16 protein-coding genes are annotated in these 22,243 nt (G+C 45.2%); 11 read left to right on the top strand and 5 right to left on the bottom strand.

Annotated features, from left to right (window positions below; translation table 11 throughout):
* The first annotated feature begins 216 nt into the window (after window positions 1–216).
* Window positions 217–564, top strand: a complete 348-nt coding sequence (locus ACQ4M5_RS16405) for a hypothetical protein (RefSeq protein WP_430676718.1) — start codon at window positions 217–219, stop codon at window positions 562–564.
* A 7-nt stretch (window positions 565–571) separates the two neighbouring features.
* Window positions 572–2,005, top strand: a complete 1,434-nt coding sequence (locus ACQ4M5_RS16400) for an AAA-like domain-containing protein (protein ID WP_430676717.1) — start codon at window positions 572–574, stop codon at window positions 2,003–2,005.
* 193 nt (window positions 2,006–2,198) lie between these two features.
* Here ACQ4M5_RS16400 and ACQ4M5_RS16395 read toward each other — a convergent pair whose 3' ends face one another.
* A complete protein-coding gene (locus tag ACQ4M5_RS16395; RefSeq protein WP_430676716.1) occupies window positions 2,199–4,253 on the bottom strand; it encodes a recombinase family protein in 2,055 nt (684 codons plus the stop codon).
* A 178-nt stretch (window positions 4,254–4,431) separates the two neighbouring features.
* Between ACQ4M5_RS16395 and ACQ4M5_RS16390 the strand changes: the two genes are divergently transcribed.
* Window positions 4,432–5,877, top strand: coding sequence for a proton extrusion protein PcxA (locus ACQ4M5_RS16390; RefSeq protein WP_430676715.1), 1,446 nt, complete (start codon window positions 4,432–4,434; stop codon window positions 5,875–5,877).
* Here the strand turns inward: ACQ4M5_RS16390 and ACQ4M5_RS16385 are convergent.
* The 3 genes from ACQ4M5_RS16385 to carB all read right to left on the bottom strand — a co-directional run bounded on the left by ACQ4M5_RS16385 (window position 5,856) and on the right by carB (window position 11,754).
* Window positions 5,856–6,641, bottom strand: a complete 786-nt coding sequence (locus ACQ4M5_RS16385; RefSeq protein ID WP_430676714.1) for an alpha/beta fold hydrolase — start codon at window positions 6,639–6,641, stop codon at window positions 5,856–5,858. The genes ACQ4M5_RS16390 and ACQ4M5_RS16385 overlap by 22 nt on opposite strands.
* Window positions 6,642–6,722: 81 nt before the next feature.
* Window positions 6,723–7,679, bottom strand: a complete 957-nt coding sequence (locus ACQ4M5_RS16380; protein WP_430676713.1) for an RNA polymerase sigma factor, RpoD/SigA family — start codon at window positions 7,677–7,679, stop codon at window positions 6,723–6,725.
* A gap of 838 nt (window positions 7,680–8,517) precedes the next feature.
* Complete coding sequence (gene carB, locus ACQ4M5_RS16375; protein ID WP_430676712.1) at window positions 8,518–11,754, bottom strand: carbamoyl-phosphate synthase large subunit; 3,237 nt, start codon at window positions 11,752–11,754, stop codon at window positions 8,518–8,520.
* 499 nt (window positions 11,755–12,253) lie between these two features.
* On the opposite strand from carB, the gene ACQ4M5_RS16370 reads away from it, so the two are divergent.
* The 8 genes from ACQ4M5_RS16370 to ACQ4M5_RS16335 all read left to right on the top strand — a co-directional run bounded on the left by ACQ4M5_RS16370 (window position 12,254) and on the right by ACQ4M5_RS16335 (window position 21,954).
* On the top strand, window positions 12,254–12,748 hold the full coding sequence (locus ACQ4M5_RS16370) for a hypothetical protein (RefSeq protein ID WP_430676711.1): 495 nt from the start codon (window positions 12,254–12,256) through the stop codon (window positions 12,746–12,748).
* 160 nt (window positions 12,749–12,908) lie between these two features.
* Window positions 12,909–14,396, top strand: a complete 1,488-nt coding sequence (locus ACQ4M5_RS16365; RefSeq protein ID WP_430676710.1) for a response regulator — start codon at window positions 12,909–12,911, stop codon at window positions 14,394–14,396.
* A 259-nt stretch (window positions 14,397–14,655) separates the two neighbouring features.
* The gene (locus ACQ4M5_RS16360) at window positions 14,656–16,143 is read left to right on the top strand and encodes an ATP-binding protein (protein ID WP_430676709.1); all 1,488 of its coding nucleotides are present in this window, start codon (window positions 14,656–14,658) and stop codon (window positions 16,141–16,143) included.
* A 5-nt stretch (window positions 16,144–16,148) separates the two neighbouring features.
* Entirely contained in the window at window positions 16,149–16,520 is a 372-nt protein-coding gene (locus ACQ4M5_RS16355) for a response regulator (RefSeq protein ID WP_430676708.1), read from the top strand.
* Between the two features lie 183 nt (window positions 16,521–16,703).
* Window positions 16,704–17,549: a FecR family protein gene (locus tag ACQ4M5_RS16350; protein ID WP_430676707.1), complete on the top strand. Its 846-nt coding sequence runs from the start codon at window positions 16,704–16,706 to the stop codon at window positions 17,547–17,549.
* On the top strand, window positions 17,530–19,833 hold the full coding sequence (locus ACQ4M5_RS16345; RefSeq protein WP_430676706.1) for a CHASE2 domain-containing protein: 2,304 nt from the start codon (window positions 17,530–17,532) through the stop codon (window positions 19,831–19,833). The genes ACQ4M5_RS16350 and ACQ4M5_RS16345 overlap by 20 nt, the downstream gene beginning before the upstream one ends.
* Before the next feature lie 19 nt (window positions 19,834–19,852).
* Complete coding sequence (locus tag ACQ4M5_RS16340; RefSeq protein WP_430676705.1) at window positions 19,853–20,515, top strand: restriction endonuclease; 663 nt, start codon at window positions 19,853–19,855, stop codon at window positions 20,513–20,515.
* On the top strand, window positions 20,512–21,954 hold the full coding sequence (locus tag ACQ4M5_RS16335; protein ID WP_430676704.1) for an SAM-dependent methyltransferase: 1,443 nt from the start codon (window positions 20,512–20,514) through the stop codon (window positions 21,952–21,954). The genes ACQ4M5_RS16340 and ACQ4M5_RS16335 overlap by 4 nt, the downstream gene beginning before the upstream one ends.
* Here ACQ4M5_RS16335 and ACQ4M5_RS16330 read toward each other — a convergent pair.
* Window positions 21,947–22,219: a hypothetical protein gene (locus ACQ4M5_RS16330; RefSeq protein WP_430676703.1), complete on the bottom strand. Its 273-nt coding sequence runs from the start codon at window positions 22,217–22,219 to the stop codon at window positions 21,947–21,949. The genes ACQ4M5_RS16335 and ACQ4M5_RS16330 overlap by 8 nt on opposite strands.
* Window positions 22,220–22,243: the final 24 nt, after the last annotated feature.

The raw sequence follows: 22,243 nt of genomic DNA, 5'->3' as shown, positions 1-22,243 counted from the left end.
CACTAACAGCCATTTTTTCTGAGTCCGCGTTAGGCGGACTTCGTTTGTGTAGCCGCGAATTCTATTCGCTCAGGCATTCACGCAGGAAGCTATTGCTCTTTCATCTAATGCGATCGACATTTGAGTTATGGCGTGAGAAATTCGAGAATTGATTGACTTTTCATCGAGACTCATTAATTGAGTAAAGATAGGGAGGTGATTTTCTCAAGCTTGGTTATGCCGCGATCGCTTAGAATTCGTCCAACTCTGATTCCCGATGTGAAAGCATCTCTGCTGCGCCACGGATTTCCCAGTCAAAGGATTCTGGCGGAACAGCTTGGCGTTGCTCAATCTACCATTAGTCATTTCCTCAATGGTAAACCCGTCGATTTTGTGAATTTTGTAGAGATTTGTCAGGTGCTGGCTCAGGAATGGCGGGAGATTGCCGAATTAGAAACTCCGCTGCCTGTGGAAAGGAACTCAAACTGCGACAGTTCTACTCCAGGCGAATGGGATCGCGCCAGATATTGTGCAAGCCATCCAGCAAGCCCTGACAGCAAAGGGTCACGAGGTTCTGTGGGGTAATCCGAATTTGTCCGAACCACTAGCGCGATTACCCCAAAGGGGAAACGGCTTCGCAACGCACTATTTTCTTCTGCTTCTCAATGAACAATCTGCGATCGGTGAATTAGTATTAGATGAAATTCAACTCGTCAAACAATCTCAACAGATTGCGATTTTACCGATTTGCGTTGATCTCTCTCCGCAGTTTCAATTTTCGTTTGATTTGCTCAATTATCTGCGGGGTGTTCAACTTTGGCAGTGGCATTCGAGCGATCGCATGACCAAATTGACAGAAGCATTATTACAAGTGCTGGCAGAAAGACGGATCGCGCTACCGTCTGAGCATGAATTGGCAATTTCCTGGGATGCGATCGCACAACATCCTTCAGATAGCAAACCGCTCCCAGTTGCAGCACCCGAAATTCCAGGCGGACAGGTGGATCTAAACTCGCGTTTTTATATCGATCGACCGCCGATCGAATCTCTGTGTCATGGCGCGATCGAGCAACCGGGTTGCTTAATTCGGATTAGAGCGCCGCGTCAGATGGGCAAAACGTCACTCATGGCGCGAATTCTTCAGCGTGCAGAACAATTGGGCGATCGTACAGTGGTTCTTAGTTTTCAACTGGCAAATCAGCGCATCTTTCGCGATTCAGATACCTTTCTGCTCTGGTTTTGTTCGAGTATCAGTCTCGCGTTAGGAATGTTCGATCAAGAAAAACTAATGCAGTACTGGCAATTAGCTGATGTGATTGGTAGTAATCAGTGTTGTAAAGCATACCTGGAAGAACATCTATTAGCGCAACTAGAGACACCACTGACGCTGGGACTCGATGAAGTCGATCGTGTCTTTGAGTCTTTGGAGATTGCGGATGATTTCTTTGGACTGCTGCGAGTCCTGCACGAAGAAGCAAAGCGTCGAGCAATTTGGAAAAAATTACGGTTAGTCTTGGCGCATTCTACTGAAGTTTATATTCCCTTAGATGTCAACAAATCGCCGTTCAATGTCGGACTGGCGATCGAGCTACCGGAATTTAATGCTGTTCAAATACAAGAACTTATCGATCGACATGGATTAAATCTATCTGCGATCGAACAGCCCAGTTTTAGCGCCTTACTTGCATTGGTAAGTGGTCATCCCTACTTAGTGCGAGTATTGCTGTATTACGTTGCTCAACCCAACACTGACCTGAATCAGATATTGCAGCAGGCAGCGACAGAAGCTGGAATTTTCCGAGATCATTTGCAGCGGCATTTAAGAAACCTCGAAGCCTATCCAGAGTTACTCGATGGGATACGGCAACTCGTGCTCCGCCAACCGCTACAGTTACCCTCAAAACAACTCTTTAAGTTGAACAGTATGGGACTGGTGAACCTCCAAGAGAACCAAGTCACGCTTCGCTGCGAACTATACCACCAATACTTTCAACAGCAATTCTCTAAGCGGATGTTTGAGAAGTAATCGTTCATCGCATTAATCGCCCCTCGAATGGAATTCGGGGCTATCGGAACAAAGTCTGTTGAAACAGACTGAGGAGTATATGACGATTGGCTTTCAGTCCCCTTTAGTGGACTTTTTCCGATAGACCGTGATTGGAAATCACGGGCGGAATGCAATCGCAGCGAAGAGTCTTTCTATACTTTTCAAACATCCTCTAACTCACGGGAATCGCCGCATTAACCAGCGAAGTCAAGATTCCTGTTTGTTCCTGTCCGCTGGTCGAAAGATCGCTGTAACACAAGAACAATCGCTCTTCTGTGCGACCCAATAAATCGAGCAGAATTCGTCTTAGTCGCTGTTCGTTCATTTGCTGCGTATCTTCCACATCCCAAACTTGCCCCGACCAATCTTGGAGAAATAACGGAGCCGCAAACAGCGAATCGACTCCACTAAGCCAGCGAGACGAACCCGCATCTAGCCAAAATTGCCATCGATGCGATCGACGGACAGACCTGTACTGAAACACCGTCGCCAATGTGACCGAATTCGGCTGAACTAACCGCACCGGAAACGGATTCGCAGTCACAGTTCCATTTCTAAGCAAGTGAATAAAATTCCGCACCGTCAACGATTGAGGAGCATCGCTGAGATCACTGCGTCTAAGTCGATCGTCTACTTCCCAATAATGTTGAGCCGTTTCCATCAGTTCGCGTAGTCCCGCCAGTTGATCAAACGGAAGATGACTGCCACCCAGAAAGAATTTTTGAATTGCTCGATCGAGCATTACTACCGGAGATGCAATCATGCGCGTTGCTAACTGCGATCGCTGTAATTCAATCCATCGCACCAGATTTTCATACGCTTCAGAAGCTTGATAACCTAATCGATCCCAGCGGGGAAATGTATTTGCAGGCAGTAAACGGGGTTGCTCTGGATGCGGCTCGAAACAGTGATCCGCGAGTAATCCCGCTCGAACTGGATCGATCGCATAACTGACAGGAGATTCCGATTTTTGACTGAGAATCACGAGCATTTCTGCGATCGTATCTCGATTTGTCGATCGTCCGAGTCCGGGATAAATCAGCGTGAGAAGTGTGAGGAGCGATCGCACGATCGGACTACTCGCAAGCGGTCGTTGGTCATTCAGAAACTCGACTGGAATATTCTGGCGCATGAGAATTTCCCGAAACGCATATCGAGAAATTGGATCAATCCCAGGACCAATCAAGGCAACATCACGCGGCTCAACGGCTCCCGATTGCACCCCTTTGATAATAATTTCTGCGGTTTGGCGAATTAACTGCGCCTGAGTTGTGGTTTGAATCGTTTGAATTGAATCCGGCAAACTGGCAAAGAAAACCGGATCGGTGACTAAATCTAAAATTGACTCTCCAAGTTCATCCATTAAGCAAGAATTTGTTCGATCGCTTAATTTGATCACGGAACAGCGATCGCTTAATTCCATTAAATAATTCGGATCGGCTCCCAATCCTAATCTCACCGCTCCATCTGGATTAAATGCAAATGCACATCGAACTTGTCGATCGATCAAAAATTCAAACAGTTGACGCACGATCGCAGGATACTCATCAACATCATCTGCAATCACAATTTGATATCGTTCGATTAGATGCTGTTGATACGTTGGATCATGTAAGAGATAACGCCCGTACAAATCAGTAATCAAACTGTACGTTAATAATCCACGTCGCAAACACCACGATCGCCAACGCTGCATCATCTCCCCGATCGTTTCAGGCGACAAAGGCAATTCAGAAAATTCTTCCTCTAATCTGGGCAATCCCTGATTCAGCATTGCAGGAATTTCATCGATCGCAACGCCGCTCAGAGAGCCAAGCTGCATTAAATCCAGCACTCGACGAACCAATCGCGCTTCAGGAATTCCCGACTCTGCAATCGCGCTATCTAACTCCACGCGCCATAATTTCGTCGCTAATTCCTGCTCATTTTCAGGACGCAATCTCACCGGAAACTGAGCCTTCAGATCCAGATGTTGAACCAATAGCGACCAGAAAAGTGTGACTTCATCTTCAAAAAATCCTAGCGGCGTTGTAGCTCGGAACGGGAATTTTCCCTGAGTCGCATCAGTTAATCGATCGCTTAAATCCAGTCGATTATCTCCGATCGCTGCTAGGACTAAAATTCCGGATCTTTTCACCCGTAGCCACTCACACGCCTGAGCAATCAGACGCGCTGTTTTCCCAGTTCTCGACGCGCCTTGAATCCAAAGTGACCGAACTGTTTGCATTTGCACGAAATTCCCTTGATCGAATTTGCTAGGATACGATTCGCTTCCTTAAGATGCTCCTTCTATCCTAAACCTTCTGAAAAAAGCAGCTTTAGAATGGATCGATCGACGTTATTCATCCGCTACTCTGTAACATTAGACACCCCCTTCAATTCCGACTTTGCAGCCGTTCTAAGCTATGAACAACAATTCGCTACTGTCTCAACTGAGAGCTTATGTGCGTCGGGCTGAGCAATGGTATCTCGAAACCCCCGATCGTGCCCTTGACCAAGCCTACGATGCCGCGCTGAAAATTAAAGCGATCGAGAATGAGCATTTCAGCGGGAAAAAAATATCTCCTCAATCGACTCAACTTCGAGGCAGTGCTTACGATTATTTCGCGGCTGACTTGCAAAAATATCTCCGACTCATTCGGATGCGATTGACCGAGTTTCGTCAAAGTCGGGCAGCGCTGGCGATTACAAATCCGAATAAAAAAGTGCAAGAAATCCGGACGATCGAGACTGCTGAAATTGGATCGGCTCGATTTGTGCCAACGGTTCGAGATAAGCCAGCCATTACTTTAGAAAAGCTACGATTTATTGATGAAATTCTCGCTCGATATGCAGATGAACAATTAACACTCGAAGCCGTTTCGCCATCGTTGCTCAATACAGAAATGAATGGTGGACTTGAGAAAAAAAATACAAATCGAAGTTCAACCAATTCTGATACTGAAAAAGTTTCAATCACGACTACATCTTCTGAAGATTTTGAAAGTATTTCTGATAAAACGGGTTTACTTCCACGATCGATTCTCGCAACTTTAAAACGTTTAAGACGCGATCTTGATCCCAAATCAGAAGTCGAAGTCGTTCAAAGCTACCGAGTTTCTAAAGTGAAAACTTTGTTAGCGGTTCGCTTTGTTTTGATCTTGATTCTGATCCCGTTATTAGTTCAGCAAGTTACTCGAAATTTTGTGCTGACAAACGCTCTACCTCCGGGCGCTTGGATTTCAAATCAGTTCAAAATTGAAAATCCCGATCGCATTTTCTTAAACGGTGAAATGGCAGAAGAAGCACTGCGGGAAATGCAGGGATACGAGGAACGCCTGAAGTTTGAGAACTTTATTAAAGAAACGCTTGAGCGCAATGTTCTAACGCCCGAAGAAGTTGTAGAGCGAACGAAAGAACGAACTGAAGAAGTCGAAGTTCGAGTGCGTCGGAAGGCGACCGAAATCGCGGAAACGTTCTCGAATCAAAGCTCAAATGCGATTAAGAACTGGATTGCAGATATCTTAGGTACGATCGCATTTGTATTGGTTCTACTCAACGGTAAACGCGAGATTGAAATTCTCAAATCCTTCATGGATGAAACCGTTTATGGTCTAAGTGATAGTGCTAAAGCCTTTATTATTATTCTGTTTACGGATGTGTTCGTTGGATTCCACTCACCTCACGGTTGGGAAATCATTCTCGAAGGGATTTCTAGACATTTTGGTTTACCTGCGAATCGCGATTTTATCTTCTTGTTTATCGCGACTTTCCCAGTGATTCTCGATACGATTTTTAAGTATTGGATTTTCCGTTACTTGAATCGTGTTTCTCCGTCTGCGGTGGCAACTTACCGAGAAATGAACGAATAGCTTTCAACCTGCTGAGTGAATTCCAATACCATTGATGTGAATTTCTCTGGATACCAAAGCCCCCATTCATGAAACCCTTCAGGCACGATCGCTAATCTTGAATTGGGAAGCAAGGTTGCCATTTCATTCGCGATCGCTAACGGTTCAGTTAAATCTTTGTCTGACCACAACAACAATGCTGGAGCCTGAATATTCGGCAGTAAATGTCTTAAATCCGCATATAACGAAAGCAATAATGCCTGAAGCAAATTCGCAGTATTGAACAAAATATTGTGTGTAAACACTTTTGGAATCGTTAACAGTTTCAATTCCAGTTTCGGTAAAAACAACTGCGCGGTCATTTCTATCCCGCGTCTTGGAATAATCTCTGGCACTGAAACCGTTGGAATCCCAGTACTTCCAAGCAGTGCAAGACTCTTGACTCGATCGGGAAACAAAGCCGCGATCGTCAATGAAATTCCACCCCCAAACGAGTGCCCCACTAAATGCACCTGTTCCAAATTCATCGCGTCTAGAAACTCGATTAAGACCGCTGCATAACTCTTATAGTCTGGAATGAATTTGTCGTAGGTTGAACGCGCAAAACTCGGTAAATCAGGCGCATAAACCGGGTGTACTTTTCCAAGCTGTTCTAAAACTTCTCCATACGGTTCAGCCGAAATTCCCCAACCGTGAAGAAACAAAATGGGCAGCGATCGACACCCCTGCCCACACTGTTGATAATGAAGATTGCACTCGCTTAATTGAATCGTGCGATCGAGCATAACTTTCACCTTGTGCAGAAGATTTTTTGACTGTATCAAGGGGGAAAAGCTCGATCGAACTACCTTAAGAATTAAATCGCTCTAGCTTGCGAGATATTCGCCCATATCACCTTTGCGTTTCCGCAATTTCGTCAAGGCTTCGCGTTCGATTTGGCGCACTCGTTCGCGACTGATATTTAAGCGATCGCCAATTTTTGCCAAAGTCAAAGCCTTGCCATCATCCAGTCCGAATCTCAGAATCAGCACTTCTCGCTGTTGTTGAGTCAGATCCGCCATCAGCGCATCCAGATCCAATTTCAACGAAGTTTGAGTCGTGAACTCTTCTGGCGACACTCCTGGATCTTCGAGCAGTTCGCCTAATTCGGTATCTTGGTTATCACCCACGCGCAAATCTAACGACAATGGCACTCGTGCGCGTTCGAGATAGTCTCGTACTTGGGCGACAGGCAAATCTAATTCAGTCGCTAATTCAGACAGCGTTGCGGCTCGTCCTAATTGTTGCGATAAACTGCGCTGTGCTTTTTTAATTTTGTTCAGCTTCTCAGTGATGTGAATCGGGAGCCGAATCGTCCGACCTTTTTCCGCGATCGCTCTTGTGATCGCTTGCCGAATCCACCAATACGCATAAGTCGAGAATCGATAGCCTTTCGTCGGATCGAACTTTTCGACACCGCGCTGCATCCCGATCGTGCCTTCTTGGATCAGATCCATCAACTCGACGTTTCGCTTGGTGTACTTCTTCGCAACAGACACGACGAGACGCAGATTTGCCTCAACCATGCGACGTTTCGCGAGTTCGCCCTCTGCCAAAACTTGTCGCAGTTCGGTTTCAGACAGATCCGCTGCCTTTGCCCAGGTTGTATCGTCGGGAGCTTTTCCGAGCTTTTCGACTAGAGCCGCTTTCACGGAGTTCGCGATCGCAAGTCGCTGAACTTGTTTGCCATACACCACTTCTTGTTCGTGTGTCAATAGCGGCACACGACCAATCTCACGCAGGTAAGCCCGAACGGAATCTGTAGGAGTTTGAGCAGTTTTCATAGGAACGTTAGTCGGTGTGATGGAAGAAGATAAGTGAGAGTCAGAGCGATGATGAGAAAAAATCGATGAAGGGGATCAGGAGAACAGCGATCGTTCTCGAATTGGGCAGGTGCAACTTAACTTACTTATGGACTTACTTAGGGAATGAGGGAGAGACAGTGGTGCTGCTTCTAACATTCTCTTTCACCGCAGCGCCGAACAATTGTTTTAAGAATTATCCACTATTTGATTAATCTTTGTAAAGATTCTGAGTGAAAAAATTAATAACATTGCGTGTAAATGAGCGGCTTTTAGGATTGATTCTCAATATAGAGAATAGGCTATCAAGAATAATTTTTTCTGCTGTTTTCTGTGAGACAGAATAGCAGGTTTAAGCAAAATTCCTCTAGGTGAGTGACAATAAGCATGTTTATGAGAATTCTTTACAAAACTTTAATATTTAGATGAAGCGAGTGAGATGCCATAGAGATAAATCTGATGCCGACGCTTCCGTAAATTGTTTTCTACGAATACAAGGTTGTCTCCGGAATTGTCATCTATCAACTGGTAGAGGAGCGGCAATCGATCGAATATCGCTCCCAAAAGTTTTACTGAGATCTTGCACCACTCTCAGTTAGCGGATTTGCAAGTCTTTCGTTCAGTCCACTGCCCCACCCGGAGATCAATCTCCGGGCTAATGGAGGAAACTCCTCTAAAGAGGACTAAGAGCCAGAGTGCGGGGCTTGAGTCCACTTCAGTGGACTTTCCTTCATTAGCCCCGATTTCAATCGAGGGCGGGATGCAGCGGTGAACGAAACAGCTAAAAATGGTCTTGTTGAGAGTGGTGCAAGATTTGAGTCTACCGATCGAGATATTCTTGCAGCGAGGTCACGGTTAATTTCTCAGCCTGCAACGATCGAATTGCTGCTGCGGTCGCTTTCGCACCTGCGATCGTGGTAATCATTGGGATTTTGTACGTTAACGCGGTTCGACGAATTAAACGATCGTCTTCATGCGCTTCCTGTCCAGCGGGTGTGTTGATGATGAGCTGAATCTGCTCGTTTTTAATGGAATCCAATACGTGTGGTCTTCCTTCGTGCAGTTTTAGAACCAGTTCCACATCGAGACCGTGTTCTTTTAGCGCTTTGCGAGTTCCAGAAGTGGCGACCACTTTGAACCCAAGCTCTATCAGTTCTTTTACGGCAGGAACGACTGCGGCTTTTTCTCGATCGTTCATCGATACAAAAACGGTTCCTTGACGGGGGAGCCGCTGACTCGCTGCCAATTCCGCTTTCGCATAGGACTTTCCGAAATCAGAATCGATCCCCATTACTTCTCCGGTCGATCGCATTTCAGGACCGAGAATCGTGTCGGTTCCTGGGAATTTGTCAAACGGCAGAACCGCTTCTTTCACAGAGATATGCTTGGGGATCACTTCTTCGGTGAAGTTGAGATCCGCCAAGGTTTTACCCGACATGATTCGAGATGCCAGTTTTGCCAAGGGAATCCCGATCGCTTTGGAGACAAATGGAACCGTTCGGGAGGCGCGTGGATTGGCTTCGATGATGTAAACCTGATCGCCTTGAATTGCAAACTGAATGTTCATCAGACCGATGACTTTCAGCGCTTTTGCAAGTTGAATCGTCCAAGTGCGAATCTGATCGACAACTTCCTTACTTAAAGTCACCGTCGGAATCGAACAAGCCGAATCTCCGGAGTGAATTCCTGCTTGTTCAATGTGTTCCATAATGCCGCCGATCACGACCGTTCCAGTTTGATCCGCGATCGCATCGACATCGACTTCGATCGCGTTTTCGAGAAATCGATCGATCAAAATCGGATGATCTGGCTCAACCAGAACCGCGTACATCATATAGCGTTCGAGTTCTTGATCCGAGTAAACGATTTCCATTGCGCGTCCACCCAAAACGTAACTCGGACGAACAACAACCGGATAGCCGATTTCGCGGGCAACCTTTTTCGCATCCGAATAATCGCGGGCGATCCCGTTCGCAGGCTGTTGAATGTTCAACTCGCGCAGGATTTTCTCAAATCGTTCGCGATCTTCGGCAGTATCGATCGAGTCCGGTGAAGTTCCCCAAATTTTCGTTGGCACAGTTCCTTGTTTTAGAAACTCATCGAGTGGAACTGCCAGTTTGAGCGGCGTTTGTCCTCCGAATTGGATAATTACACCTTCGGGCTGTTCCGCTTCGATAATGTTGAGCACATCCTCTTTGGTTAACGGCTCAAAATAGAGTCGATCGCTGGTGTCGTAATCGGTCGAAACGGTTTCAGGATTCGAGTTCACCATGATCGTTTCAAAGCCATCTTCGCGCAGTGCAAACGACGCATGACAGCAACAATAATCGAACTCGATTCCTTGTCCAATTCGGTTTGGTCCACCACCGAGAATCATCACTTTCCGCTTCGTTGAAGGTAAAACTTCGTTCTCTTCTTCGTAGGTCGAATAGTAATAAGGTGTGAACGCTTCAAATTCTGCCGCACAAGTATCGACCGTTTTGTAAACCGGAATGATATTTAGAGATTTCCGATAGGCGCGAACTTCGTCCTCAGTAGTCTTCGTTGCGAATGCAATTTGCCGATCGCTAAATCCCTTTTTCTTGATTGCCAACAGTTTCTCGATCGTCAAATCTTTGAGGCTCGATCGCTTTAAAGCTTTTTCAGTTTCAAGCAAATCCGCTAATTTATCGAGGAACCAGGGATCAATATTCGTCAGTTCAAAAATCTCATCGACGGGCATTCCCATCAGCATCGCGTGTCGAACGGTGAAAATACGATCGGGGTTTGGCGTTCTCAATCCTGAGCGAATTTGTTCTAGGCTCGGCAACACTTCCTGCTTGTCACAGCCCCATCCTGCCCGCCCGGTTTCGAGCGATCGTAATGCTTTCTGAAACGATTCTTGAAAGGTTCGCCCGATCGCCATTGCTTCCCCAACCGATTTCATTTGAGTGGTGAGATACGGTTGTGAACCGGGGAATTTCTCGAATGCGAATCGAGGAATTTTGGTCACGACATAATCGATCGTGGGTTCAAAACTTGCGGGTGTTTTCTTCGTAATGTCGTTCGGAATCTCATCAAGCGAGTAGCCGACTGCGAGTTTGGCTGCCATTTTTGCGATCGGGAATCCAGTCGCTTTAGAAGCCAGTGCGGAACTCCGAGACACACGCGGATTCATTTCGATGACAACTACTTCACCTGTAACCGGATTCACCGCAAATTGAATATTCGATCCGCCTGTTTCTACTCCGATTTCGCGAATAATCTTGATCGACGCATCCCGAAGTCTTTGGTATTCCTTATCGGTTAACGTCTGCGCGGGTGCGACCGTGATCGAATCTCCGGTGTGAATTCCCATCGGATCTAGGTTCTCGATCGAACAAATGATCACGACATTATCCGCCAGATCGCGCATGACTTCGAGTTCATATTCCTTCCAACCGAGCAGCGACTTCTCGATTAGAATCTGCGAAACTGGGCTGGCATCTAGTCCAGACTGAGCAATTTCCTCAAATTCTTGTTGGTTGTACGCAATCCCACCTCCAGAACCGCCCATTGTAAATGCAGGACGAATAATCAACGGATACGAACCAATTTGTTGCCCGATCGCTTTTGCTTCTTCGGGTGTTTCTGCCAATCCAGACGGACAGACTCCGACCCCGATTCGCTCCATTGCTTCTTTGAACAACTTGCGATCTTCCGCCATCTCGATCGCAGGCAGCTTCGCCCCAATCAATTCAACGTTGTACTTTTCTAGAACACCACTTTTCGCCAGAGACACTGCTAAATTCAGTGCAGTCTGACCGCCCATCGTGGGCAGCAACGCATCTGGGCGCTCTTTGATAATAATTTGCTCAACCAGTTCAGGAGTTAGCGGCTCAATATAAGTACGATCGGCAGTCTCCGGATCAGTCATGATCGTTGCCGGATTTGAATTGACTAGAATCACTTCAAACCCTTCATCTCGGAGGGCTTTGCAGGCTTGAGTCCCAGAATAATCAAACTCACTGGCTTGCCCGATCACAATCGGACCGGAACCGATTAACAGAATCTTGTGTAGGTCTTGGCGACGGGGCATAGTCTCAATCTGCTCTCTTCTCTAAATCCAATACATTTTAGAGGGTTTCGTTTGGATTTCTGTTGTAGCTTTATCTATTTCGCAGAATTGAACCGGTTTAATTGGGGCTAACACAGATTACGCTTTATGGCGGAATTTCTGATGGTAGTATAAATTTTCTCCTTTTTTTCACAGGAAATGCAGATGAAGATGATCGCTTTAATTCTGTTCGGGAGAATGCAGAAGCTTCTCTACTAAAGCCTTGTTCGATTACAAACGTGTTGGAAATGATTGAGCAATATTTATCTTAGTTATTGTCATACATTGGCTCTCGGATTATTGCGATCGAGCTTGATGAATTTTGGCGTGTTCATTCATGCTCGATCGCGGCGATTCTGCAAGCCGCTGAGGTCGCGATCGACCTTTCCCATGTTTTTCACTTTCTTCTCCTATTGTTCTCTCATATAAAAATCAGCAAGTTCGATTGACTCAATCATGGATGGCAAACAGGACAATGACGATGCAGTTTATTTTTCTAGGGCTTGACCCTAAGACCGTCGATCGACAAGCGTTAGTCTTATCAGAACGGTTAGGAATTCCACAAATTTCGATGCAGCGATTATTTTCACAATTTATGCGCGATCGCTTAAGTGAAGAACTCCGAACCATTCAGCAACCTGGTGCACTTACTTCACAAGAAGCTGTCAAACTTGCGATGTTGGAAGTTCGACTGCGACAACCCGATGCCCGCCAAGGCTGGATTCTCACCGATTTTCCGATTTGTGTTCCCCAAGCAAAATCGCTCAATCTGTTCTTGGAATACATGGGCTATCCGCAAGTTCGAGCAATTTATCTCACGCGATCGCATTCACCAGAACTATCTGCGATCGTCGAATACTATCAAACCCTCAATTGCCTAATTCCAGTTGATGTAGAGACTACGGCTCAGATGACCCAGAGAAGCATTGTTGAACACTTGCAGATTGCAACTTACGTATCGTGTTGTCAACAATAGATTTGGATGGCTGATTTTAGGGTTCAAGATCTGGTATACCTAAGCAGAGATCCTGAAACTCGTACAGTACTGTTCCAAGATAGAACTGTTGCAAGATAGAACCGTTGCAAGACAGAACAATTGTGTCAACCGACTTGGCGTTGATAAGCCTTGTGAAGCGATGAGAATTTTATTAGTTGAAGATGATCTGCAAGTTTCGACTGTGCTGGCATCTACCCTCGTGAACCAAAGTCATGTGGTTGATGTTGCGATTGATGGACAACAAGGATGGGAACTGCTACAGGTTTGTCCGTATGATTTAATCCTGCTAGATGTAATGTTGCCGAAGTTAGATGGCATCAGCTTTTGTCGCAAGGTCAGAGCTTATAAGCAAGATATTTTGATCATGCTGTTAACGGCTCGGAGTGAGCAAGCAGACCGAGTATTGGGACTGGATGCTGGGGCAGATGACTATATGGTGAAGCCCTTTGATCCAGAGGAGTTGATCGCACGAGTCCGAGCACTCCAGCGACGTGGCATCAGTTCTGCTCCGATTTTGACCTGGGGCAAGTTGCGACTAGAACCCGATCGACGCAGAATCGCTTATGCAGATCAAACTTTGAATTTACGACCCAAAGAATATGCACTGTTAGAGTTATTTCTCCGCAATCCGCAGCGAATTTTTAGTCGGCGGGAAATCCTCGATCGACTTTGGTCACTTGAAGATGAGCCACCGGATGAATCAACGATCAAAGCCCATATCAAAGGGATTCGTCGCGCTCTAAGAACGTTTGGGGCAGAGCATCTGATTCAAACGCTGTATGGTCAGGGATATGGGCTGAGTCCGCAGGTTGAAGAGCCAACACCAAAAGCCGATCGAACTCAAGCGATCGTGGCGGAAATTTGGCAACAGGTGAAAGGATTGAGCTTCGATCGACTGAGTGTGCTGCAATCTGCCGTGAATGTACTCAAGCGAGGAGAATTTTCAGAGAAACTGCGATCGGATGCGGCTCAAAGCTCACATCGGTTAGCAGGTGCACTTGGAATGTTCGGCTTTTCGGAAGGGTCACAAGTCGCCTTGCAACTGGAACACTTGTTTGAATCTGGCGATTTAACAGACTGCCAAGAGATCGAGCGAACTGACGAATTGATTCAGTACCTCCAGCACTATCTAAAGGTTCAAGATCAAGTGAGAACAGTTGAACCAAAATTTCAGGCTGCTAGTGTTTCTGAGAGACCGATTCAAGCTAGAGTTTTAGCGATCGATGATGATGAATCTTTGATTGTTCTCTTACAGGAAGTTTTGCGTCCTTTGGGAGTCGAGATCATTCCGCTGCATTCACCGAGCCAACTCTGGCAGGCTCTAAACGAGATTCAGCCCGATCTCGTGCTGCTCGATGTTCAGATGCCCGAAGTGAATGGGCTTGAACTTTGTAAAGCGATTCGGGCAAGTGAACAATGGCGATGGCTGCCGATTATCTTTTTAACCGTGTGTCAGGACTTTCAGACTCAGAGCCAAGTGTTTGAAATTGGTGCGGATGATTACCTGATGAAACCCGTAGTACCCTCAGTTTTAGCCACTCGGATTTTTAATCGAATTTCCAGATTGCAAGTGATCCAGCAATCCGCGATCGCAGCCTCACAAGATGCTGTTCTGCCTTCTCTGTAATCATTCACTGGATTTTCTCTTTGTTTTTGTATTGTTCTAAATGTCTTGAGCAACTGTTTGAGACGGGGAGAGAGTTTGGCGATCGTAGTGTCGATCGCACTTCTGTTCTAATCTCAACCTTTCATCCTGTAAGAAAAACTCTTGCAGGATTTTTTTAAGCTGAAGATTCTCCAGTTTTTCACCGTGTTATTCCATACTGAATACAGACTGCCTATTCGTACTTTGTCTACAGCGCAGATTTTTCGATTTAACAAATATAATGAAAGGCTCCACGCAGATCTCGATCGATACCTTGCGCCTGCTTTTAATCGAAGACTCAGAAGACGATGCAATTCTGCTCCTGAGTGTCCTTCGCAAAGCAGGGTATCATCTCATGTCTGAACGTGTAGCAACCCTTGAAGCGCTTCATCTTGCTCTTACCAAACAGCCGTGGGATTTAATTATTGCGGACTATGTTTTGCCCAAGTTTACGGCTCAAGAAGCTTTAGAACTGTTAAAAACCACACAGTTAGATATCCCGTTCATTGTGATTTCGGGCGTGATGGGAGAAGAGACTGCCACTGCCATCATGAGATCTGGCGCACAGGACTATCTGCTAAAAGACCGTTTGAGCCGTTTAGTGCCTGCGATCGAGCGAGAACTACGAGATGCTGAAATCCGGCGTGCGAAACGGAAAGCAGAAGCCGATTTGCGGCAAGCGTATGAAGGATTAGAAGTCTTAGTTCAACAACGCACCGCAGAGTTGCAAATCGCAAATGAATCTTTGCAACAACTTGCTGCCATCGTGGAATCTTCCAATGATGCGATTATCAGTACAAGCTTAGATGGAATGGTACTGAGTTGGAATCGAGGAGCCGAAACAATGTATGGTTACTCCAGAGCAGAAGCAATTGGGCAATGGATCAAGTCCTTAGTTCGTCCGATCACAGAACAGCAAAGAACCATTCATCACCGCAAAGATGGACAAGCGATCGATGTATTTCTCACCATTTCGCCTGTGCGATCGTCGAATGGCATGATCACCGGACAGTCTTGGATTGTTCGGGACATTACCGAACTCCGCGCAGTTGAAAAGATGAAAGACGAATTTATCTCGATCGTGAGTCATGAGCTTCGGACTCCATTAACTTCGATTCGTGCTTCACTTGGATTATTGTTGATGGGAAAGCTCGGAGCACTACCAGACGCGAGTTTGCCCTTTCTCGAAGTTGCAGTGAAGAATACCGATCGATTGATGCGATTGATCAATAACATTCTCGATTTAGAGCGACTGAATGCAGGCGAAATTACTCTTTCTCGGCAGTCTTGCAATCTAGCAGATTTAATGCAACAAGCTGTTGAAGTGATGCAGGGCAGTGCAGATGAAGCGAACATTCAATTTGATTGCCAAGTGCTATCTGTAACTGTGATTGTGGATCACGATCGAATTTTACAAACGTTGACCAATCTTTTAAGCAATGCAATTAAGTTCTCTGTTACGAATGGAACAGTCGAACTCAGCGCAGAGCGAGCTTCTGGAGAGGTTCGGATTGCAGTGAAAGATCAAGGTCGTGGCATTCCGAGTGATAAGATCGAGCGAATCTTTGAGCGGTTTCAACAAGTCGATGCGTCTGATTCGAGACAACAAGGTGGAACGGGATTAGGGCTTGCAATCTGTCGAAGTATTGTTCAGCAACACGGTGGACGGATCTGGGTTGAGAGTGTGTTAGGAGTCGGAAGCACGTTTTATTTTACATTGCCCATCTAAGTACTATGCAGCACATTCTCCTGATTGATGACGAGATTGATATTCGGCTGGTCGTTAAAGCCACATTAGAACTGGTTGGCGGAATGCAGGTGAGTGTCGCAGTCTGCGGACTAGAAGGCTTACAGAAAGCAGAATCAGAGCAACCAGATGCCATTTTGCTGGATATGATGCTGCCTGATATGGATGGAGCAATGACTTTGAAGAAACTTCGAGAGAATCCAAAGACTGCTCAGATTCCAGTGATTTTTTTGACTGCTAAAACACAGATTGCCCAACAGCAAAAATTTATCGAATCTGGCGCGATCGCAGTAATCACTAAACCGTTTGATCCAGCGTTGTTATCGGATCAAGTTGCAACGGCTCTCGGTTGGTCTTAGAATTTCATCTAAACAACTATAAATGTTTCACCAGTTTTTCACCCTGCTTCTTTTAATCTGCTTAAGGAAGAAACATATTGTTTCTTGAGGCTGGGGTAGAAGCTGACTGTCTGGGCTTCTACCTTTCTATTTTCAGTGGTTCGCGATCGTCAAAAATAGCATTCTATGAAGGCTGTTAGAAATTTGGCTAATACTCCGAAAACAGTAAAAGTGGGTGGTCTACTGCTTTTATCGATCGTGGGAATGATCTCGATCGTAGAAGCACGAGAGATACGAGTCCGAATCAATCGCTGGCTAAGTTTACAGCAGTTGAATGGACAGGTCAGATTTTGGCAGGGCGGCAATTCAAGAGCGGCTCGATCGAGCGATCGATTGCAAGCGGTAGGAGATGGAGTCACTACGGGTAACAATTCGAGCGTTGTTTTAGCGATCGATTTAGGAATCGGACAAGTGAATGTTTCCGAACGCACCAGAGTTAATGTTCGCGCCTTGGAATCCACTGCAAATGGGGGACGAGTCACACGATTGGTTGTGCCGACGGGACGAGTTCAACTCAAAGTTCGTCCCTTGAGCAATCCTGATTCTCAGCTTGACATTGAAACCCCTGCGGGAGTTGCAGGAGTGCGAGGAACACAATTTGGCATCAATGTTCAGCGCAGTGGCAAGATGAGCATTGCGACCAAGCAAGGGAAAGTGGAATCGATCGCACAAGGACAAAACGTGATGGTTAATTCCGGGTTTCAGAACTTTACGATTCCGGGAGAGCCACCGTCTGAACCAGTGCCGATTACGAATGATACGAGCTTGAAATATGAATTTGTTCGGAGTATCGATCAAGGCGTGAGACGACTGCGCCTGAGTGCTCAAGTCGATCCGGTCAATAGTGTCTTGGTGAATGGAATCGAGCAGAACACCGATCGCAATGGTAGATTTAGTGTCGAACTGGATACGATCTCGTTTCCTACAATTCGGGTAACGGTCGTGACTCCGCTAGGACGACGACAAGGCTATGATCTGGCGTTTCAGTAATCTACGACGAAGGCTTTTACCTGGATTGATTTCGATTGTGACGATCGCGCTTTTATCCTGGATTGGCATCTTACAGCCTGTCGAGCAATTGGCGTATCAAACTTTGTTTTGGATGCGGGGCGAACAGACTTGGAATGATCGCGTTGTAGTAGTTCAAATTGACGATCGAAGTTTAGAAAAGATCGGACGTTTTCCGTGGAATCGCAAGCAGTATGTTCAATTATTGAATGTTCTAAGTGAGGCGGATGTGGTTGCATTTGATTTAATCTGGTCAGAACCCAGTTTAGAAGATGCGGATTTAGCAACTGCGATCGGGCAACACGGAAGAGTTGTACTAGCAGGTGCAAGAGATAGTATTGGAGTAAATTTAGAGCCTGTTAAGTCGCTGAAAGAAGTTGCAAGTGCGATCGGACATATTGAAAAGCAGATTGATGTGGATGGGATTTCTCGCAGTGTTCGAGCTTTTGTACATAACATTCCTGCTTTTGCGATCGCGACCTTACAAACCGATGCTTTAGTGCAAGAAGGAATCACTTTACCGACCTCTAATCGATCGCTTTTAATCAATTGGTTAAGATCCAGCAAACACATTCCTAGCTATTCTTTTATCGATGTTGTTCGCGGTCAAGTTCCAGGACAAAGCTTTCAAAACAAACTTGTTTTAGTTGGTGTAACTGCAACAGGGCTGGATGAATTGATCACTCCGTTCGATCGCACAGTACCCACAAGTGGCATCTATTTACATGCAACTTTGATCAACAATCTACTTCAAGGCAATCTACTTCGGAGAGTTCCGAATATTTGGATTGTTGAATTATTCGCTGCATTAAGTCTCAGTGTATGGCTCGATCGACTAAGAACATCAGCACAATTCTGGATTGGAATTAGTTTTGCGATCGCATGGTTCCTCTTTTCCCTACTTGCTCTAAAACTTGGTGCGATTTGGCTTCCTGTTGCGGCTCCGATTGTTTTGATTATTTTGATTGTCAGCATTCGCATTCTTCAAGAGCGACTGAGCTTAAATGCAGTGCTACAACATCAAGTTCAAGAACTATGGCAGCGTTATTATCCCGATCTCGTCAATCGTCCTGCTTCTGATGCTCTTGTAACCCAGAAGCTTGCACAACAACCTATTTCAATGCAGAGAGCGAAACAACTGGCAACTTTAGCAGAACAATTTGGGCGATCTCATGCGGCTCAAGCTGCGATCGCTCGAAATTTGTCGATCGGGTTACTGGCTTCTGATTTGGATGGCTTTATTTGGTTCTGTAACCCGATCGCCTCTACATGGCTCAATGTTCAAGTTGGAACGATTCTACAGTCCAAATTAGTACCAACTTGGATTGATCAATCCCAATGGAATCAGGAGCTTCAAACGATTCAAACCTCCGAAACAGCACCCTTTGAAGTGATTCAACTCGATCGCTGGTTTGAACTTAGATTTGAACCTTTGTTTTATCAATCTCAAGATTTGCGACCGAGTGGTTTATTGCTGATTCTTGAAGACATCACAGAGCGAAAACAATTTGCGATCGCGCTTCAAAACTACGCAGATACCCAAGCCGTTTTGAACCAACGCCTCACCGAGCGCACCACTCAACTCGAACTCGTCAATCAAGAATTAGAAGCGTTTAGCTATGCTGTTTCTCATGACCTTCGCGCACCTCTGAGACGGATCAAAGGCTTTAGTGAGTTGTTACTTGACGAGACTGAGCTAGGTCAAACTGGAAAAGACTATCTCGATCGCATTCAACTCTCTGTTCAACGCATGGGAGATTTGATCGAAGACCTGTTGAAGCTTTCGCGGATCATTCGGGCTGAAATGTATCCAGAAGCGGTTGATCTGAGTCAAATGGCGCTGTCGATCGTGCAAGAGTTCCAACAACAGTCCGATCGAGTTGCAAGGATCACAATTCACCCAGAACTATCTTGTCACGGAGATGCCCGCTTACTAAGAGTTGCACTAGAGAACTTACTCGGAAATGCTTGGAAATATACCCGTCAGAAAGCGATCGCAGAGATTGAATTTGGACAAATAGAACCGAATGTTTTCTTTGTTCAAGACAATGGAGCAGGGTTCGAGATGTCACAGGTCGATCGCTTGTTTGGAGCCTTCCAACGCCTCCACACTCAAGAAGAATTTCCCGGAAATGGCATTGGATTAATGACGGCTCGACGAATCATTCATCGGCATCAAGGGCAGATTTGGGCGAAAGGAATTGTCGATCGAGGAGCAACATTCTATTTCACGATCGCTTCCCAAGTTTCGGGCTATGATACTTAGCATTCATTTTTCTTAAGGTATGCCAGTTCTGACGATCGAAATGCTGTGTTCAGAAGCAACTGTGTTTTCAGCCGTTGAGTCTCAACATCCAGAACCTCTACTTTACGGTATTACTGATGGAAAAGCAGTTGGAACCTACTTAGAGCAAAAATTTAGGCTTTATCTAAAAGAGCGCTATGAATTTGTAGAAGGCAATTCTGCAAGTGGGATCGATTTTCCAGGATTGTTTGTTGACATTAAAGTGACCAGCATCAAACAGCCTCAATCATCTTGCCCTTTTAAGTCAGCAAGGCAAAAAATCTATGGATTGGGGTACTCATTACTTATTTTCGTTTACGATAAAGCAGACAATAGCGACAATCGAACTGCCACACTAAACATTTTGCATACAATTTTTGTTAGTGCTGAGAAGACAGCAGACTTCCAGATGACTCGTGGAATTCGTAATATCTTAGAAAATGAAGGCAACAGAGATGATCTAATTGCTTTTATGCTCGATCGTAATCTTCCAGTGGATGACATTGAAGCCTCTAACATTGCAGATGAGATTATGCGTAATCCTCCCGCTCAAGGCTTTCTAACGATTTCTAATGCGCTACAGTGGCGGCTTCAGTATGGAAGAGTCATCGATCGGGCAGGACAAGAAAAAGGAATTATCGCAGTTTATAGAACAAGTTCATGATTAGTAGTTCTCAGAAAACAAAAGTAGCGTATGGAGATTTTCAAACTCCACTAGGACTTGCAGAAAAAGTCTGTCAGCGACTAATCAAGTTAGATGTTTGTCCTGATATAGTGGTTGAGCCAACTTGTGGAGTAGGCAATTTTATCAATGCTGCATCTAGCTCATTCTGCTCAGCAAGTAGAATTATTGGAATCGAGATCAATCAGCAATACATTCATCAAATTCAGGAAAATAAACAACTGCTGCAAGATCAAAGAATTGATCTTCAACAGGCAGATTTCTTTCGATTTGATTGGTCATCCTGGATTAATCAATTGAAAGGGAACATCTTAGTGCTGGGCAACTTTCCCTGGGTAACAAATGCACAACAAGGCAGCATTGGAGGCGAAAACCTCCCCCTAAAAAGCAACTTCCAGAATCACAATGGCTTGGATGCCATCACAGGAAAAAGCAATTTTGATATCTCAGAATGGATGCTGATCCAGACTATTCTATGGCTACAGGGTCGCGATTCAACTCTGGCAATGCTCTGTAAGACATCAGTTTCCAGAAAGATATTAAGCTATCTTCATTCTCGGCAGCTTAGTCTTGCTGATTGTGCAACTTATAAAATTGATGCCAAGAAGCATTTTGATGCAGATGTAGAAGCTTGTTTACTGTATTGCAGATTTGATTCAACCTCAAGAAACTACTATTGCAATGTGTTTGATAGTCTTGAAAGCACAACATACTATCGAATTGGATATCGAAATCATCGGCTTGTTAGAGACATTGATGCTTTTGAGAAACTAAGACGGTTTTATGCGCCTGAGTCGGGAACTAAATGGCGATCGGGAATTAAGCACGATTGCTCAAAAGTGATGGAATTTCGAGAGTTTGGTGATACTTTTGTCAATGGACTTGGAGAAGCGATCGATCTCGAAGACGCTTATCTCTTTCCGTTATTAAAAGGCTCTGATATTGCTCAAGACCGAATAGCAACAACAGATAAATCTGTTCTCGTAACTCAAAAGTTTGTGGGTGAATCGACTGAGCCTATACGTTCACTAGCTCCTAAAACCTGGAAATATTTAGAATCTCATTCAGAGCAATTGGCGAGTAGAAAAAGTAAGATATATCACAATCATCCTAAATTCTCTATTTTCGGTGTTGGTGCATATACCTTTGCACCCTGGAAAATTGCAATTTGTGGACTTTATAAGAAGCTAGAGTTCAAGTTGATTGGTTCGATTCAAAACAAGCCAGTTGTTTTTGATGATACAGTTTATTTTCTTAGTTTTGAAGATAAAGAAACTGCTTTAAGAACCTTGGAGATTTTGACATCTTCACCCGTACTAGATTTTTATTCATCCTTGATATTTTGGGACGAAAAGCGCCCCATTAAATCTAGTATTCTGAGTAGTCTAAACCTAACAACTTTGCTCGAATCAGTTAAGTAGACTCAAGATGAGTGTCTGGCAGTTTCGATTGCATCTGCAAATTTGGCAATCGCAGATGAGCTTTTTCTCGCAATTGTTCTTCTGAGTGCCGTTCCTGCGTGACAGATTCTCGTGCGGCTTCGTCAAGATCATCAGCTTGCAGAGTGTCTAGGGCATCTTCAGCCCGACGATGAACGGTTTGATTACGATGCGCTTCATTAAGACGTTGTTGTGTCGTTGATTGCCGCAATTGTTCTTCCAAGGGTTGTCCGTCAGTCATCGACATCCTATGCTCTCCTGTCTTGTTTCG

This window comes from Leptolyngbya sp. AN10 (genome assembly GCF_050565645.1).
In the GTDB taxonomy this organism is placed as follows: Bacteria; Cyanobacteriota; Cyanobacteriia; order Leptolyngbyales; family Leptolyngbyaceae; genus Leptolyngbya.
Note: the sequence above shows the minus strand (reverse complement) of the source record. Positions and strands in the feature narration are given on the sequence as shown.